The following is a 14,543-nucleotide window of genomic DNA, read 5'->3' as shown; positions in this document are numbered from 1 at the left end:
CCGGAAATCCTTCCTGATACGCCCCCCTCCCCCTCGCGTACGCAGCCCCGCCGCGTTCGCGCCGTGGCTGCCGCGACGTTTTTTGTCGGGTTGCTCTCGCTTGGCGCATGGTGGGCCGGGCGACAGCTCACCGCCGCCGAACAGCCGTCACGCGAGCCTCTGGGCGGAGCGCGCCTGTTCGATCAGGTCGCGGCGATGATCTCGCAGCGCTACGTGGACTCTCTCGGTGCCGATGAGCTGTATGACAAGGCCGTGGCAGGCATGCTGCGTGAACTCGGTGATCCGTACACGACGTACCTGGCCGAGGATCGCCTGCGGCGTCTGAACGAGCAGATCAGCGGCACGTACGCGGGGATCGGCTTGCAGATCGACATCCGTGATGGTTGGCCGGTGGTGCTCGAACCCATCAACGGCGGGCCCTCGGAACGGGCGGGCATTCTGGCCGGCGACCGTATCGTGCAGATCGGAAAGGAGTCGACGCGTGGCTGGACCCGTGATGAAGTCTCGCGGGTGGTGCGCGGACCCCAGGGCACGGCGGTGAATTTTCTCGTCGAGCGCGGTGATCAGCACATCCCGTTTTCGATCGTGCGCGACAAGGTGCATCTGCGCGCCGTGCAGCGCGTGGCGCTGCTGCCGAACGGTGTGGGGTATGTCGATGTGAACGTGTTCAGCGCGCAGACCGCCGACGAACTGCGGATGGCCGTGGATTCGGTCGTGCATCTCGGTGCCCGTGCGCTGGTGATGGATCTGCGGGGCAATCCCGGCGGTCTGCTCGAACAGGGTGTGGCGGTGGCCGAGTTGTTCCTTGATCGTGGACAGAGCATCGTGCAATTGCGCGGGCGTCCGGGCTCGGCGAGTCAGACGTACACCGATTCGATGCCGCAGCGCTGGCCCACGCTGCCGCTGGCGGTGCTGCTCGACCGATCGAGTGCGAGCGCCTCGGAGATCGTGGCCGGTGCGCTGCAGGATCACGACCGCGCCATCGTGGTGGGCATGACGAGCTTCGGCAAGGGCAGTGCACAGAACGTGTATCCGCTGTCATCGGGCGGGGCGTTGCGTCTCACCATTGCGCGCTGGTACACGCCACTCGGGCGCGGCATCAATCGCGCGCCGTCGGTGGACGCCGACGGCGAGCCCGAACTGGATACCGGCCTGGTGTCGCTGCCGGACACGATCAAGCCGCGGTACCGCACCGATGCCGGCCGCACGGTGTTCGGTGGTGGTGGCATCACGCCCGATGTGATCGTCGGCGACACCGTGTTGCCGCTGCCGGTACAGGCGCTGGCCCGGGCCATGGGCAAGAACCTCGGCGCCTATCGGGATGCGCTGGCCCGCCAGGCACAGTTGGAGCGTCGCACTATCAAGTCCCCAGGCGATCCGGTCACGATCGAGATGCTCAATTCGGTCTATGCCGAACTCGAACGGCGCAAGGTGGCGCCGCCGCGCGCGGTGTTCGATGCGGCGACGCCGTGGGTGTCACGCTCGCTGGGATACGAGATGACCCGTGTGGCCTTCGGCAGTGAAGCGGAATTTCTGCGCCGCACGCAGGACGACGCCGCGCTGCAGCGGGCAGCGAGCATTCTGCAGGCGGCGCGTACTCCACGCGATGTGTTCGGCAACCTGGAGAAGCCGACGGTCACGGTGCCGGTACGACCGTGATCCGTGCCATGGTGCGGGTTGCCATGCTGGTCGTCGTGCTGATGCTTCCGGCGGCCTGCGCGAGGCATGGTGTCCAGGCGAGTGACGCCAAAGCGCGTGATGCCGGAATGTCGCGCGAGGGAGGCGTTTCGGCGTCACTGACAGAACCGGTGATGCTCGACGGAGAGTTCTCCGATTGGCAACGCGTGGCGCCCATCCTGCCGCGAGGGAATGCTTCGCCACTCGTGGCCATGTGGGCAGTGGACAGTCCGCACTATCTGTATCTGTCGCTTGCATTTCGCGACAGTGTGAACCTGCAGGCCATGCCGGGCACATTGCACCTGCTGTTTCACACCGGCCCTGCAGGTGGAGCCGGGCACACAGTGTACGGTGTGCCGGACGTGGATTTTGCCGTGGATTTTTCGCGGTTGGACAAAGTGCAGGCCGGCCCGCGCGGCGCGGGGTTTGCCTTGCGTCCGGTCACGGCGGGAGGCCTTGGTGCGTTTCTCTCGCCCTATGCCCTCGACATGGTGGCGCTGCCCACCTGGGCGTCCGATCGATTCGAACTCCGCATCGCACGATTGCCGCAGGGCCGTCTCGGTCATCTGGATGGTGCCATCACCATCACGCCGGTATTCGTGACGATGGATTCGGTGGTGCATCGATCGTCCACGGTCTCGTATCGTCTGCGCACCGCTGTGGCGACGACACCGCGACCACGCAGCGATACGATTCCCGCGCCGGTGGCCGGCACATTGCGTGTGGCGCAGTGGAACGTCTCCGAGGGATCGTTCGGGAAGCCCGAGATGCATGCCCGTCTGCTGGCGGCGGTGATGCCCGATGTGTTGATGCTGGACGAAGTGCACGAGCAGGTGACGCCCGATTTCCTGCGGCAATTCTTCGACCTGCCGGCGCTGCGTGCGCTCGGCCCCTGGCAGTTCGTGCTCGCGCGCAGTGGTGGACGACAGCGCACGGTCGTGGCCACACGGGGGCATGCCATCCGTCCGGTGGAGGACATGATGTCCATGCACTATGTCGATGGTGCGCTGGACAGTCTGCGTCGTCTCACGCCTGCCGCCGGTCATCGGCTCATCGACATCGAGCAGGCCGCGCAGATCTCCAGTGTGGGCGCGTGGGTGGATATGAACGGCACGGAAGTGATGTTCGTGCCACTGGATCTGCAGAGTGGTGGATATGCCGGCAGTGTGCACGACAATCTGCGGGTGTTGCAGGCCCAGGCCATCCGTCGGTATGTGCGAGCGGAGCAGGCGAGACGTGGTGCATTCCCACTGGTGATTGCGGGCGATTTCAATCCGGTGGGCAGCTATCGCTCGGTGAGACTGCTGAGCCAGGGGCTGTTCGATGCGCCGGACATGACAGCGAGTCATGCCGAACGATTGGGTGAACAATCGCTGGTCACGTGGAAGAGCGCCCTGGGGGCGCAGTTCGCGCCAGGCCGGTTGGACTTCACATTCTTCAGGGGCTTTCGTCAGCGCGGAGGATTCGTGTTCACCACCGATGACCTCAGCGATCGGGTACTCGCGCGGCTGGGGATGACACGCGAGACCTTCGCGCGGGTGAGCGATCACCTCATCGTGGTGACGGATTTGGTGCGGTGATTGGTCGGTGTGGATCGCGGGGCGGCCAGTTCGGGGTGACTCGCTGGCTGTTCCGGGGCCGCCTGCGGCGGCGATACCGGCAGGGTGAACTGCCGGATAAAAGCAGGATTGGTCCAGTGTGGGCGATGAGGACGTCGCGTGGGGGATAGTTGGATTTTCTTGAAATGAACTACGGGACAACGGTCGTGTGGTCTCCTCACAACCGTTGTTTCCCCGCAGTTCAACTCAAAAATCCACCTGTCCGCCACGCGACATCGCCTGCTCGCCGCACAGGACTATCCTGCAGGTATCCTGCTGTTCATCCTGCCGGTATCGCGCCCGCAGGGCGCCCATCAAACCCACGGCTTGCCCTGATCTTCCCGATAGCCGCCGCTCACCTCGCACGAATCCGGTGCATCCGCATGCTCTGCACGTCGTCGCTGTCCAAGTGTGTGCCGGCTGCCCGCCCTCCACGAATGGCGCGGAGTGAAAATCGGCGCGGCATGTCCACGTCGCCGCGATAGGAACCGTCGGCGTCGAACACGCGCCAGCGTTCCGGACGCGGGTCGACATCGGCGTTGAGTCCATCGTCGGTGAGACGATAGTGGCGCACCCATACGGCGCCGTTGTCGCCCGCGATGACGGCATCGTACAGCGGCAACCGATCGGCGATGGTGTGCGACTCGATCGAGGGGATGTACTTCGCCTGATCGGGATGCAGATGCCGCAGGCTGTCCCGGTGCTGCGTCACTCTTGCCACATCGTTTGCCTGCACCGCCTGACGCTCCTCCGTCCAGGAAAGCGTGCCGGTGTGCCGTCCTGACCAATCGAGCCATTGCAGTGCGGAGCGTTCGCCATCGCCGAACAGGATGCGCGTGCCCATGCTCGCGCTCACGGGTATGGAGGCAAACAACACCGGCCCGAACTGTGCGGCGGCGCCACCGCGCAGGGGCTCGATGAGTGTGCCACCATATACCATGAGCGTATCGAGTGCGCCGCCCGTGACGTCCATGCGCACGAGCGCCGACCGGAGACGCGTGGCCTGTTGTGGGGATCGTGATGCCGGATCCCATGTTCTGAAGAGCAGTGACTGGCAATCCGGTGACGCCCCGATCACCTCGCTGGCTCTTCCTGGACTGTGCAGCACCGTCGAGGCGCGGACAAACGAACCGGCGAGCGTCCAGTACGATGTGCGACGCTGCGCGGTGTCCCAGGTCATGATCGTATCGCCGGGGCAGGCAAAGACCCGGTGAATCGCCCGGAATTCCGCAGGACCATCTCCCGACCGGCCCATGGCCGCGACCATACCCGTGCTATCGATCAGCAGCAGACGCTGTGTGGAGGCGTCAGTGACGGCCAGGACATCGGCGTTCAGAAATGTCAGATCCCGAATGAGCAGCGAGTTGGTATCGGCTGCGCCTTGGTCACCGACCACGACCAGTGGCGTCGTATCGACGGTCCACATGGCGTTGGCACCCGACATGCGGTTTGCCGAGTTGGTGTCGGATGCGGGGCCGGTGCATCCCACCAGGACCATGCCGGCGACCAGTGAGGTGTAGAGACGGATCATGCAGGAGGCCTGGAGAAGGAGTGGAGCTTGATCCCAGGACGGAGGGATGTTGCGGGTTGCCTGATATATGCGCATTTTTCGTAAACAAACATGCGCATGGAGAATTCTATGGCCAGATCCGCCAAACCGGGAGGACGCATGGTGCGCGAAACCGTTGTCTCGCCGGTTTCATCGCCTGGTGCATCCAAACGGCCCACCAATCTCACGCTTTCCCCTGAAGCGCTGGCAAATGCAGAGCGCGCGGCCGCCGAGCGTGGCACCAGTATTTCGCAACTGGTTGACGATCTGCTGACGGCGCTGCCGGTCTTCGGGGATTCCCACGAACTCGACAGGCTGGCGCCTTCCGTTCGTCGGCTGCTTGGTGTGGCGCGGGGAGCTGGTGAGGGGGCAGAAGATCGCCGCGAGTTTCTGTATCGGAAATACGGAGCGCACCGGTAGTGCCTGCCCGTCGGGTTCGTGAGCGGGCGCATCCTCAGGCGCTCACCTCGACTGAGGAACGTCCACGGGTGCTGATCGATACCAACATTGTGATCGATCTTCTGCTCGATAGAGCGCCGTGGGGGCAGGAAGCTGCGCTGCTCTTCGATGCCCTGTATCGTGGTCGCTGTATGGGGTTCGTGGCAGCGCATGCCGTCGGTACTGTGCACTACATCGTGGAACGGGAGCGCAATCGGCGTGTCGCATCGGCGAGCGTCGCCGATCTGCTCGGACTTGTCGATGTCGTGCCCTTGGATACCAACGACTTTCAGCGGGCACTGACGTTGGCAATGAAAGATTACGAAGACGCGTTGCAGGCAGTCGCTGCCTTCAAGATCGAGGCGCATTGTGTTGTGACCCGCAACCAGCGCGATTTCAAGGGGGCAGGCCTGCGCACACTGACAGCCCGCGAGGTGCTGGCCGCCCTTGCGGTATAGCCGCCGCGCGCCACGCCCCGGAAGAATCGTTGAGGGGCAAAGCGCGGGAATAGGCGGTCCTCTGTCGGGCGTTGCGCGACGGCTTTGGGGTGACTCACGAGCGATATCGGGCCGCCTGCGGCGGCGATACCGGCAGGATGAACTGCCGGATAAAGCAGGATTGGTCCAGTGTGGGCGATGAGGACGTCGCGTGGGGGATAGTTGGATTTTCTTGAAATGAACTGCGGGACAACGGTCGTGTGGTCTCCTCACAACCGTTGTTTCCCCGCAGTTCAACTCAAAATCCACCTGTCCGCCACGCGACATCGCCTGCTCGCCGCACAGGACTATCCTGCAGGTATCCTGCTGTTCATCCTGCCGGTATCGCGCCCGCAGGGCGCCCCTCAAACCCGCGGCCCGCCAAAAAGCCCGCCGTGCGCCGCCCGACAACAGGACCGTCTACTCCCGCGCCCGATCCGTCGCCAATTCTTCCGAAGCATGGCGCGCGACGATCCAGCACACCACCGTCGCGAGCAGCATCACGATCGCCACCGGAAACGGTTTCGTATACGGCATTTGCTGATACTGTCGCGCATAGAACAGAAGGCCAAGCCACAGCGCGTTGGCGGCCACCGCCAGCGTGAAGCCCCGACGCTCACCACGCCAGAGCCACCGACCTCCATGGATCGCGAGATATCCAACAGCGAGCGCCGCCAGGAAATCGGGCAGCATGCTGGCCGATTGGCCTCGTGAGACGATCGCCAGCAGCGTGCTCATGGCGAGCAGCGCCGCACCGAATACGATGTGCACCACAGCGAGAATACGTTGGATGGCCATTGGAAGCATGGCCAATGAATAACCCCGGGGAGGGGATCCGCCAGAGCACAACGTTCAGAAATAGACGGGTGAACCAATTATTGGAAAATGGGATATTGAGTTGGGCATAGGGACAAGATGTGTATTGACATTGCGAGTCGTAGGTGGGATAGTTGCGCGCAAGTGAAGATCTGCTTCCTCATCAAGGAAGCCCAGTGACATAGTCCGTTGCAAGTATCCGCTTCACCGCAGTCTTGATGTCAATCCCTTGTCGTTGTCCATCATCATATATCCAGGAGTAGTCGATGTCTGGAATCATTCGTAGGATCGTCGGCTTCATCGCCGTCGGTACCGCTGTCGTCATTGCCGCCTGTTCATCAGGAGAGAACATGGCGGGCCCCGGAGTCGGAGAAGGCCGAAGGAGCGTATCGGACCTTCCGTCCGGCAGCGTTCGGATCTCCGTCTGGCGGTATGATCACGACACGTTGGCATTCGTCTCGGCATCACAAGGGCACGCGGGCGACAAGGCCAGTTTCATCAAGACGGATCTGTCGCCTGAAGCGAGGCAACGTGGGCGGACCCTTGCTACTTCCGGTACGCTGGCGCTCCAGCTATCGAGCGCGCTCGAAATGGTCCGGCGAGCCAATCCGAATGCACGCGTCACGTTCCAATCGCCCCAAAGGCAACGCATCGCCTACGATGCAGCTCGCGATCGCGCAATCTATGCGACGGGAGGCACCCCGCACAAAGGTAGCCGTGTCGTTTCGACGGTTGGAGAGGAACGGGGCACCGCCGTTTATCGCCAGGTTATTCGGCAGGTGCAAGCCAACAAGGAGTGGCGCACGGCGTCCACGACGCTCGAAATGTATGACAGCGCCGGTGCGCCTACGGTGGTTATGGTCAGTGAGTATTCCCTCGATCACTCACTGGCTACCGCAGCGATCGCAGGTCCTGGGGTCAGAGATGCGCTTGCGGCCGTTGTCGATTTCGTTTTGCCCGCGAAGTTACATGCTGCCACCATCGACGAAGACCCTTGTTTTGCGGAGCGGTGGGATTTGTGGGAAGCAACGGCGTACATGGAGTGGAAGTTCGCGTTGGCGCTCGCCAAGTCCATAGAGTGCATCGAAGTTCCCAGTCCGTCCTGCTTATGGGACCTGCCTCAGGCCTGGGCCGATTTTGACCAATCGACCTACGACGTCGAGGATAAGCAAACGGCTCTCTTCAACTGCCTCAACCGCATGACGAACATGTATGGTGGCGGCGGGTGGCAGGGCGACAAGTGGTGTGAGCTTTGGATCATCCTCGTGACGACGGACGGGGGCCTGACCTGGACTGGAGTCGGATCTTTCGAGATCTGTTATGGTGGGTACGAGATGTAGACATAGGTCCTTGAGCGTCGGGACATGATTCTTCCTCGAGGTACGTCCTCTAGATTCCTCAGATATCGGTGGGCACAGGCTCGCCCGCCGATATCTTCCCCCCCTCGATCATCTGGAGATGCGATGCCGATGCAGAGTGGCCTCACATCATGGCTGATACTAGCGGCCGGATTCATTCTGAATGCCCCTCACATATCCCCGCGACATGACGCGCCGGTACTCGCGCACGATCATGTGCTCGCCGGTGCCGCTCAACCCGGAACGAAAGCGCGAACCACCGTCTGGCGGCGTGAAGGTGATTCACTCACGCTGATTCAAGCCAGCGAAATGCCCGTGGGTGTCCCGCGCGACACCACGGTGCGGAACTTTCGCATGGTCAATCTGTCACCCGAGGACATCAAGGCCGCCAGGAAGTTCCTCGCACAGGACCTGGTGGGGACACAGATCGAGCAGCAGACCTTGAAACGGCAGCAGGCGGCGACCACCAACGGCGTAAAGACCCGGGTGATGCCACAGGACGCCGTGGAGTTCCCGTACGATGAGCTCACCAAGTCCGGTGGCTATCACATTCAGAGAACCATCGGCAGCACGCGCCGGTTCTCCGTGAATGTCAAGGAGACCAACGGAAACCTGCGCATGATCCTCTCGAGTTTTCAGGAATACCGGAACGGCGCCTGGTACATGATGGGCTCCGTTGCGCGCCTGTACGAGCCGGGAAAGCCAGCGATGGTCACGGTCATGGAGTACCCCGATGGACGTCCACTCCCCGGCGGCATCTGACTGGCGCCGAGCCGGTCCGCCCCTACGGCCGCTCCGCCACCTTCACACCCTTCGGCACCGTGAAGCGTAACGCGTCGGCGGCGATCGACGCCATTTGCCATGCGTCCCGGAGACGCTGAACGAGGGCTGACGGTCCCCCCTCCATTCGGTCCAGTTTGAACTAGACAGTCGATCACGCCAGTCGCACACTTGAGTGCGCATGGAGGATCGATATGAAGGCCTCACGGTTCACGACGGAACAGATCATCGGGATCTTGCAGGAGCACGCCGCCGGGGCGCGCGTGGCGGAGTTGATGCGTCGCCACGGCATCTCGCGGCCGACGCTGTACGCCTGGAAGAAGAAGTACGGTGACCTGCAACTGAGTGAAGCGAAGCGGCTGCGCGCGCTCGAGGATGAGGATGCGCGTTTGAAACGGCTCGTCGCGCAGCAAGCGCTCAATCTGCAGATCCTGAAGGACGTCCTGGGAAAAGGGCGATGACCACGCCAGAGCGCCGGAGCGTGGTCGCGCAGATGACGGCGCGGCATGACGTGAGCGAGCGGCGCGTGTGTCGCGTGCTCGGCTTCGAGCGGAGCGTGATGCGCTACCGGCCGACGCGCCCAGCGACCGACGTGCCGCTGCGCGCGCGGTTGTGTGCACTCGCCGCGCAGTATCCGCGGTGGGGCGTGCCACGATTGCATTGGCGACTGGTCCGCGAGGGGCTGCGTGTGAATTACCAGCGCGTCGAGCGGCTGTATCGCCTCGAAGGGCTGGCGGTGCGCCCCCGAGCGCGCAAACGCCTCGCGGTCCCCCGTGTGCCGCGCCCGTCGGTGCTCGCGCCGAACGAGACGTGGGGGATCGACTTCGTGAGTGACACGCTCGTCGGTGGTCGCCGTGACGTGCCCCCAGTTGCTGATCCATTGCCGCTGTTAGTCGTTCGTTGATTGGTCTGGCCCCCAAACCTGGTCCAGCCCGACTCACTTTATGCGGAGCTGGAGACGCTGGCGGTGGTCGCCACGGCGGCCCGGAAGTGGGCCGGTGGCACGTGGCCTAAGCTGCTGTGGGGCCGATCGTTGTTGTACTCGGACCGGTACTGCGCGATCTGCTGTTGGGCGTCGGTGATATCGATAAAGTAGTGCTGCGTGAGGCACTCACGGCGAAAGCTGTTGTGGAAGCTCTCGATGGTGGCGTTGTCAGTTGGCTTGCCCGGCCGACGGAAGTCGACGCGCACCTGGTTCCAGTAGCACCAGTGATCGAGCGTGACCGACGTGAACTCGCTGCCGTTGTCGCACTGAAGGACTGCGGGGATGCCGCGCTCGTCGCGCAATCGACTCAGCGTGGCCACCACATCGTCCGCGCGAAGCCGGATGGCCGGCACGAGACCGACGCATTCGCGCGTGTAGAGATCGACGATGCTCAGCACACGAAACGCGGTGCCATCGGCGAGTTGATCGTGGATGAAGTCCATCGCCCACCGCTCGTTCGCGGCGCCGGGGAGGAGGCGCGCTACGCGCGGCGCCGCACTCCGCCGCCGCTTCGGTCGTTTGCGCTGCTGGGTCAGCCCTTCGTCGCGATAGAGCCGCTGGACCCGCTTGTGATTCACCGACCAGCCTTCCCGGCACAGGAGCACGTGGAGGCGCCGATAGCCGTAGGCGACGCGGGTCTGCGCGAGCTCGCGGAGCCGCTGCCGGAGCGGCTTCTGCGGGGCGGCGATGCTGGCATAGCGCACGCTCGACCGCGCCACCCCACCGGCATCGCACGCGACCCGCTCGGACACCGCATAGGCCTCCTGCACCCAGCGCACCCACGTCCGCCGCTGCGCTGGGCTCACCATTTTTTTCGCAGGGAGTCCTGCAGGATGGTCTTGTCGAGACTCAAGTCGGCGACGAGCTGCTTGAGCTTCCGGTTCTCGTCCCGGAGCTGACGGAGCTCGCGAATCTCCGGTGTCCCGAGCTCGCCGAACTTCTTCCGCCACCGAAAGAACGTCTGCTCCGTCACCTGGAGTTTCCGGCAGATCTCCACGATGGGCGTGCCGCTCTCCGCCTGCCGGAGCGCCTGGGCGATCTGCTCCGGGCTGTACTTGCTGGTCCGCATCCGCTGTTCTCCTTCGCCCGCTCTGGGGGCGTGGGGCCAGCCTCTACGCTACCGCCGTTTTGTGAGTCCTGCTGGATCAGGATTCGGGGTGCAGACCAGATATGCCTTAACAACATACGCTCTCACTGACTCTGCGCCGGCCATATCTCGACGCTGAATGGTGAACTTGGCGGTTTTTCACTATGATGGGTATCTCGCCCGAGAGGCGCGATGGGGCTGCTGATACTTGAGACCGTTAGCAATCCCTGAAAGATATGGATGGGCTTGGTATCTGAAATCGGATATTTGGAACAGAGGAGTTCGGAAACCATCGGAGCGATCATGCATTTAAGATGGATGTTCCTGGGAGCGATGGCTGCGATCCTCGGATTACAACCAGAGCGCGCCGTTGTTTCCGTGCATGTCACGAATCCGCAGGGCATGGCCGTGGCGGGCGCCGGTTGCGCATGGCTGGAAGACACGCTGGACGTACGAACGGATGCGGAAGGCATATGTCGTCTTCCCGCGCCGATCGGGGCGAGATATACGCTGCGGGTGCGCGCACTGGGTTATGCCCAGGCGACGACCAGCGTCGAAGTGACCACACTCCGGCAGAACCTCGAAGTGCCGCTGGCGTTGTCGACACAACGCCTTCCGACGATCACCACGTCGGCGAGCCAGCGGGGAGTCATCGGATATGTCTATTCCGCCGTCGACGGAACGCCGGTGGAGGGTGCGGACGTGCGGGTGCTCGGAACCGGGATGTATGCCCGGAGCGACTCGGCGGGGAAGTTTCTGATGATGCCGAAGCCGGGGGTGCAGGTGCTCCGCATCGGGCACCGGCAGTACTACAGTCATCTGGCCAGTGTGGATGTGCTGCAGACAGAAGGAACCACCGTCACCGTCTGGCTTCGATCGATCCGTGAACGGGATCCGAAAGAAATCGTGAGGCAGGCGAGACTGTTCGATCTCCAGCAGCGACTTCTCCGACAAGCCAGTCTCCGCTTCAATACATTCGGACGTCAGGATATCCAGCGACTGAACAGTTCCGATCTGCGTCGCATCGTGCAGTTCCTCACGGCCGAGCCTCCGCCACCCGATGCCTGCGCTCGCATAGACGGCGGTCCGGATTGGGCGCCGCTGTGGACCATCGATCCCAACGAAGTGGAATTGCTGGAGACGGCCAGTCCGGATCGCAGGACACAGGACAGACGTGACAATCGCGGTCCGACGGCGAATGCGTGTCGGTACGTGGTGTGGAAACGGTAGGCCGACCTATGGCCTCTCCGCCACCTTCACACCCTTCGGCACCGTGAAGCGGAACGCGTCGGCGGCGATCGACGCACCGGGAGTCCACGAGGTGAGTGTGATGGACCGGTCCACACCCTGCGCGTCGATCACCTGCACGCGCAACGGCCGAGGATCCTTGTCGTCGAGCCAGAGCACGGCCTTCTGGAACGGCACGGTGCCGGCGGTTTTTGGCACGAGCTGCACACGCCGTGCGTCACGTCCATCCACCGGTGCGACCTCGCCGCCCGAGATGGTGAAGGACCGCTTCGGTGTGTCGAGCAACTGACTCAACAGATCGGCCACTACGGCCCCATCGGCGTCGGCCGGCATCTTGAGCACCTGACCGGGGGCGCTGCTGGGCAGGTACACCCACAGCCATTTCCCGTCGCCGACGATACGATCGCCCGCGGGCTGCGAGAAGGTGATGGATACCTTGCCCGGACGCTCCTGCAGGAACACGCCTTTGGAGTTCACCGTGCGGGCGAGCAGCGGATTGCTGATCTTCTGTTCGAAATCGGCGCGCAACGTATGCGTGCCCGCCCAGGCTTTGGCCACCCGGTCGTAAGACGCATCCGCCGGGTTCTGCGCCTGCACCTGCGCGGCACCGACCGTGATCACCGTGGCCGACAATGCGGCCGTGACGGCGGTCACGATCGATGCGGAAATGGACTGTGGCATCATCGACATGGCAGAGGATACCCCGTCCGCACGCGCGGGTTCAGGGCAGCGTGGTGATGGACCGTCCGATGGCCGTCGCGATCGCACGCAACTGCACCACGAGTTCCGCGAACTGTTCGGGGTACAGCGACTGCGCGCCGTCCGACAGCGCCTTGTCGGGCTGCGGATGCATCTCCACGAGAATCCCATCGGCGCCGGCCGCCACCGCCGCGCGGGCCATCGGAATCACCTTGTCGCGCAGCCCCGTGCCATGACTCGGATCGGCGACGATGGGCAGATGCGAGAACTTCTGCACCACGGGAATGGCCGTGAGATCGAACAGATTGCGCGTGGCGCTGTCGAACGTGCGCACACCACGTTCGCACAGGATCACGTTGGGATTGCCCTCGGCCAGCACGTACTCCGCGCTCAGCAGCAGATCGTTGATCGTCGCCGCCATGCCGCGCTTGAGCATCACCGGCTTGCCGAGTGTGCCCACGTACCGCAGCAGCGAATAGTTCTGCATGTTGCGCGCGCCGATCTGAATGCAGTCGGCATATTCGGCCACGAGATCGGCGCCCCGTTCGTCCATCGCTTCAGTGACGATGGCGAGCCCCGTTTCACGACGCGCGAGGGCGAGCAGTTCCAATCCTTGCTTGCCCAGGCCCTGGAAGGCGTACGGCGACGAACGTGGCTTGAACGCCCCGCCACGCAGCGCCGCGCCGCCGGCCGCACGGACCTGACGTGCCGCGGTGAGGATCTGCTCCTCCGACTCCACCGAGCACGGGCCAGAAACCACGGGCACATCGTCGCCGCCGAACCGTACACCCGGCGCGATCTCCACGATGGTGCTTTCGCCCTTCCATTCGCGCGACGCCTGGCGATAGGGCTTCTGCACGATGAGCACGCTGGCGACGCCGGGAAGTCCCTCGATGTATGACCAATCCACCTTGGCGTCATCACCAAGGAGACCGATCGCCGTGCGGACTTCGCCCGGCATGGGGAGGGGCTTGAAGCCCTGACGCGCAATCTCTTCGCACACCCGATCGATCTCGGACGAAGAGGCGTTGGGCTGCATCACGACCAGCATGTCACGTCCTCAGAAATGTGTAGACCAGCCGTCGGTGGCCACGATCGTGGGACCGGCGTAGTGCTCCGCCACTTCGGCGCCGATGTCCACGGCTTCGACGGGCGGATAGAAGTGCGTGAGGACGAGCCGGCGTGCCCGGGCCTGCGCGGCCAACTCCCCGACCTGTCGCGGCGTGAGATGTTCGCGAATGGCCATGGTGTCGGGCAGGGAGCATTCAGCCAGCAGCAGATCGCAATCCTGCGCCCATGCGCCGAGCGTGTCGCTCACCCCGGTGTCACCGGTGTAGACGAGACGCCGGGATCCCTCACTGATTGAATATGCCACGCTCTCCGGGGTGTGCGGTACCGGATGGCAGGTCAGCTCCACCCCGCCGGGCAATCGAATGACTTCGTCGGGGCCGATGTCGCGAACGGTGACGGGGAAACCCGGCGCCAGCAGCCACGCGCCGTGCACCGCGGCGAGCCGTTCCAGCAGGGCGCCCGTGCCGGCCGGTCCGTAGATGGTCACCGGCTGGGAGCGGGGCGGGAGCTGTCCCCATCGCCACCCCATCACCAGCAGCGGCAGATCGGAGATATGGTCGGTGTGGAAGTGGGTGAGCGCGACATGCGTGATGTCCTGCCATGCCACGCCGAGATGTGCCATGCGATGCACAGCGCCGCTGCCACAATCGAGCAGGAGGCGTGTGTCGGCCGTCTCCACGAGATGCGCCGCGGACACCCGTGTGGGGTGTGGGGCCGCCGTGCCGGTACCGATGGTCGTGAGCTTCATGCCATGCGCTTCA

The 14,543-nt window shown here is 63.7% G+C and carries 15 protein-coding genes; 9 read left to right on the top strand and 6 right to left on the bottom strand.

Annotated features, from left to right (window positions below; all coding sequences use genetic code 11):
• Positions 1-63: 63 nt before the first annotated feature.
• Positions 64-1,659 (top strand): S41 family peptidase, encoded by a 1,596-nt coding sequence (locus tag WG208_RS09475; RefSeq protein WP_337171095.1) that lies wholly within the window; start codon positions 64-66, stop codon positions 1,657-1,659.
• Positions 1,656-3,257: a hypothetical protein gene (locus tag WG208_RS09470; RefSeq protein WP_337171094.1), complete on the top strand. Its 1,602-nt coding sequence runs from the start codon at positions 1,656-1,658 to the stop codon at positions 3,255-3,257. Before WG208_RS09475 ends, WG208_RS09470 begins: the two co-directional genes overlap by 4 nt.
• Positions 3,258-3,630: 373 nt before the next feature.
• Here WG208_RS09470 and WG208_RS09465 read toward each other — a convergent pair whose 3' ends face one another.
• The gene (locus tag WG208_RS09465; protein ID WP_337171093.1) at positions 3,631-4,806 is read right to left on the bottom strand and encodes a hypothetical protein; all 1,176 of its coding nucleotides are present in this window, start codon (positions 4,804-4,806) and stop codon (positions 3,631-3,633) included.
• 138 nt (positions 4,807-4,944) lie between these two features.
• Between WG208_RS09465 and WG208_RS09460 the strand changes: the two genes are divergently transcribed.
• Positions 4,945-5,244 (top strand): DUF6364 family protein, encoded by a 300-nt coding sequence (locus WG208_RS09460; protein ID WP_337171092.1) that lies wholly within the window; start codon positions 4,945-4,947, stop codon positions 5,242-5,244.
• Positions 5,245-5,312: 68 nt separating this feature from the next.
• Entirely contained in the window at positions 5,313-5,720 is a 408-nt protein-coding gene (locus WG208_RS09455; RefSeq protein ID WP_337171091.1) for a PIN domain-containing protein, read from the top strand.
• Positions 5,721-6,158: 438 nt separating this feature from the next.
• On the opposite strand, the gene WG208_RS09450 is transcribed toward WG208_RS09455, so the two are convergent.
• Entirely contained in the window at positions 6,159-6,536 is a 378-nt protein-coding gene (locus WG208_RS09450) for a hypothetical protein (RefSeq protein WP_337171090.1), read from the bottom strand.
• Positions 6,537-6,820: 284 nt separating this feature from the next.
• On the opposite strand from WG208_RS09450, the gene WG208_RS09445 reads away from it, so the two are divergent.
• The 4 genes from WG208_RS09445 (at position 6,821) to WG208_RS09430 (ending at position 9,596) form a co-directional block, all read left to right on the top strand.
• Entirely contained in the window at positions 6,821-7,894 is a 1,074-nt protein-coding gene (locus WG208_RS09445) for a hypothetical protein (RefSeq protein WP_337171089.1), read from the top strand.
• A gap of 123 nt (positions 7,895-8,017) precedes the next feature.
• Positions 8,018-8,674 (top strand): hypothetical protein, encoded by a 657-nt coding sequence (locus tag WG208_RS09440; RefSeq protein ID WP_337171088.1) that lies wholly within the window; start codon positions 8,018-8,020, stop codon positions 8,672-8,674.
• Positions 8,675-8,886: 212 nt separating this feature from the next.
• Positions 8,887-9,153: a transposase gene (locus WG208_RS09435; protein WP_337171087.1), complete on the top strand. Its 267-nt coding sequence runs from the start codon at positions 8,887-8,889 to the stop codon at positions 9,151-9,153.
• Positions 9,150-9,596 carry an IS3 family transposase gene (locus WG208_RS09430; RefSeq protein ID WP_337171086.1) on the top strand — a complete coding sequence of 149 codons (447 nt, stop codon included), beginning with the start codon at positions 9,150-9,152 and terminating at the stop codon, positions 9,594-9,596. The genes WG208_RS09435 and WG208_RS09430 overlap by 4 nt, the downstream gene beginning before the upstream one ends.
• 38 nt (positions 9,597-9,634) lie before the next feature.
• Here WG208_RS09430 and WG208_RS09425 read toward each other — a convergent pair.
• Positions 9,635-10,746 (bottom strand): IS3 family transposase gene (locus WG208_RS09425; protein ID WP_337171085.1). Its coding sequence is split into 2 segments (ribosomal slippage): positions 9,635-10,485 and positions 10,485-10,746, totalling 1,113 coding nucleotides; the frame shifts between segments, so codons are not numbered across the junction.
• Between the two features lie 396 nt (positions 10,747-11,142).
• Here WG208_RS09425 and WG208_RS09420 point away from each other — a divergent pair.
• Positions 11,143-11,994, top strand: a complete 852-nt coding sequence (locus tag WG208_RS09420; RefSeq protein ID WP_337171084.1) for a carboxypeptidase regulatory-like domain-containing protein — start codon at positions 11,143-11,145, stop codon at positions 11,992-11,994.
• Between the two features lie 6 nt (positions 11,995-12,000).
• Here the strand turns inward: WG208_RS09420 and WG208_RS09415 are convergent, their stop codons facing one another.
• The 3 genes from WG208_RS09415 to WG208_RS09405 are packed head-to-tail and all read right to left on the bottom strand — an operon-like array spanning position 12,001 to position 14,530.
• Complete coding sequence (locus WG208_RS09415) at positions 12,001-12,702, bottom strand: outer membrane lipoprotein carrier protein LolA (protein ID WP_337171083.1); 702 nt, start codon at positions 12,700-12,702, stop codon at positions 12,001-12,003.
• 31 nt (positions 12,703-12,733) lie between these two features.
• Entirely contained in the window at positions 12,734-13,762 is a 1,029-nt protein-coding gene (gene aroF / locus WG208_RS09410; protein WP_337171082.1) for a 3-deoxy-7-phosphoheptulonate synthase, read from the bottom strand.
• Between the two features lie 9 nt (positions 13,763-13,771).
• Positions 13,772-14,530, bottom strand: coding sequence for a ribonuclease Z (locus WG208_RS09405; protein WP_337171081.1), 759 nt, complete (start codon positions 14,528-14,530; stop codon positions 13,772-13,774).
• Positions 14,531-14,543 lie beyond the last annotated feature (13 nt).

Source organism: Gemmatimonas aurantiaca (assembly GCF_037190085.1).
GTDB classification, from domain to species: Bacteria; Gemmatimonadota; Gemmatimonadetes; order Gemmatimonadales; family Gemmatimonadaceae; genus Gemmatimonas; species Gemmatimonas aurantiaca_A.
This window is presented reverse-complemented; position numbering and strand designations above follow the sequence as displayed.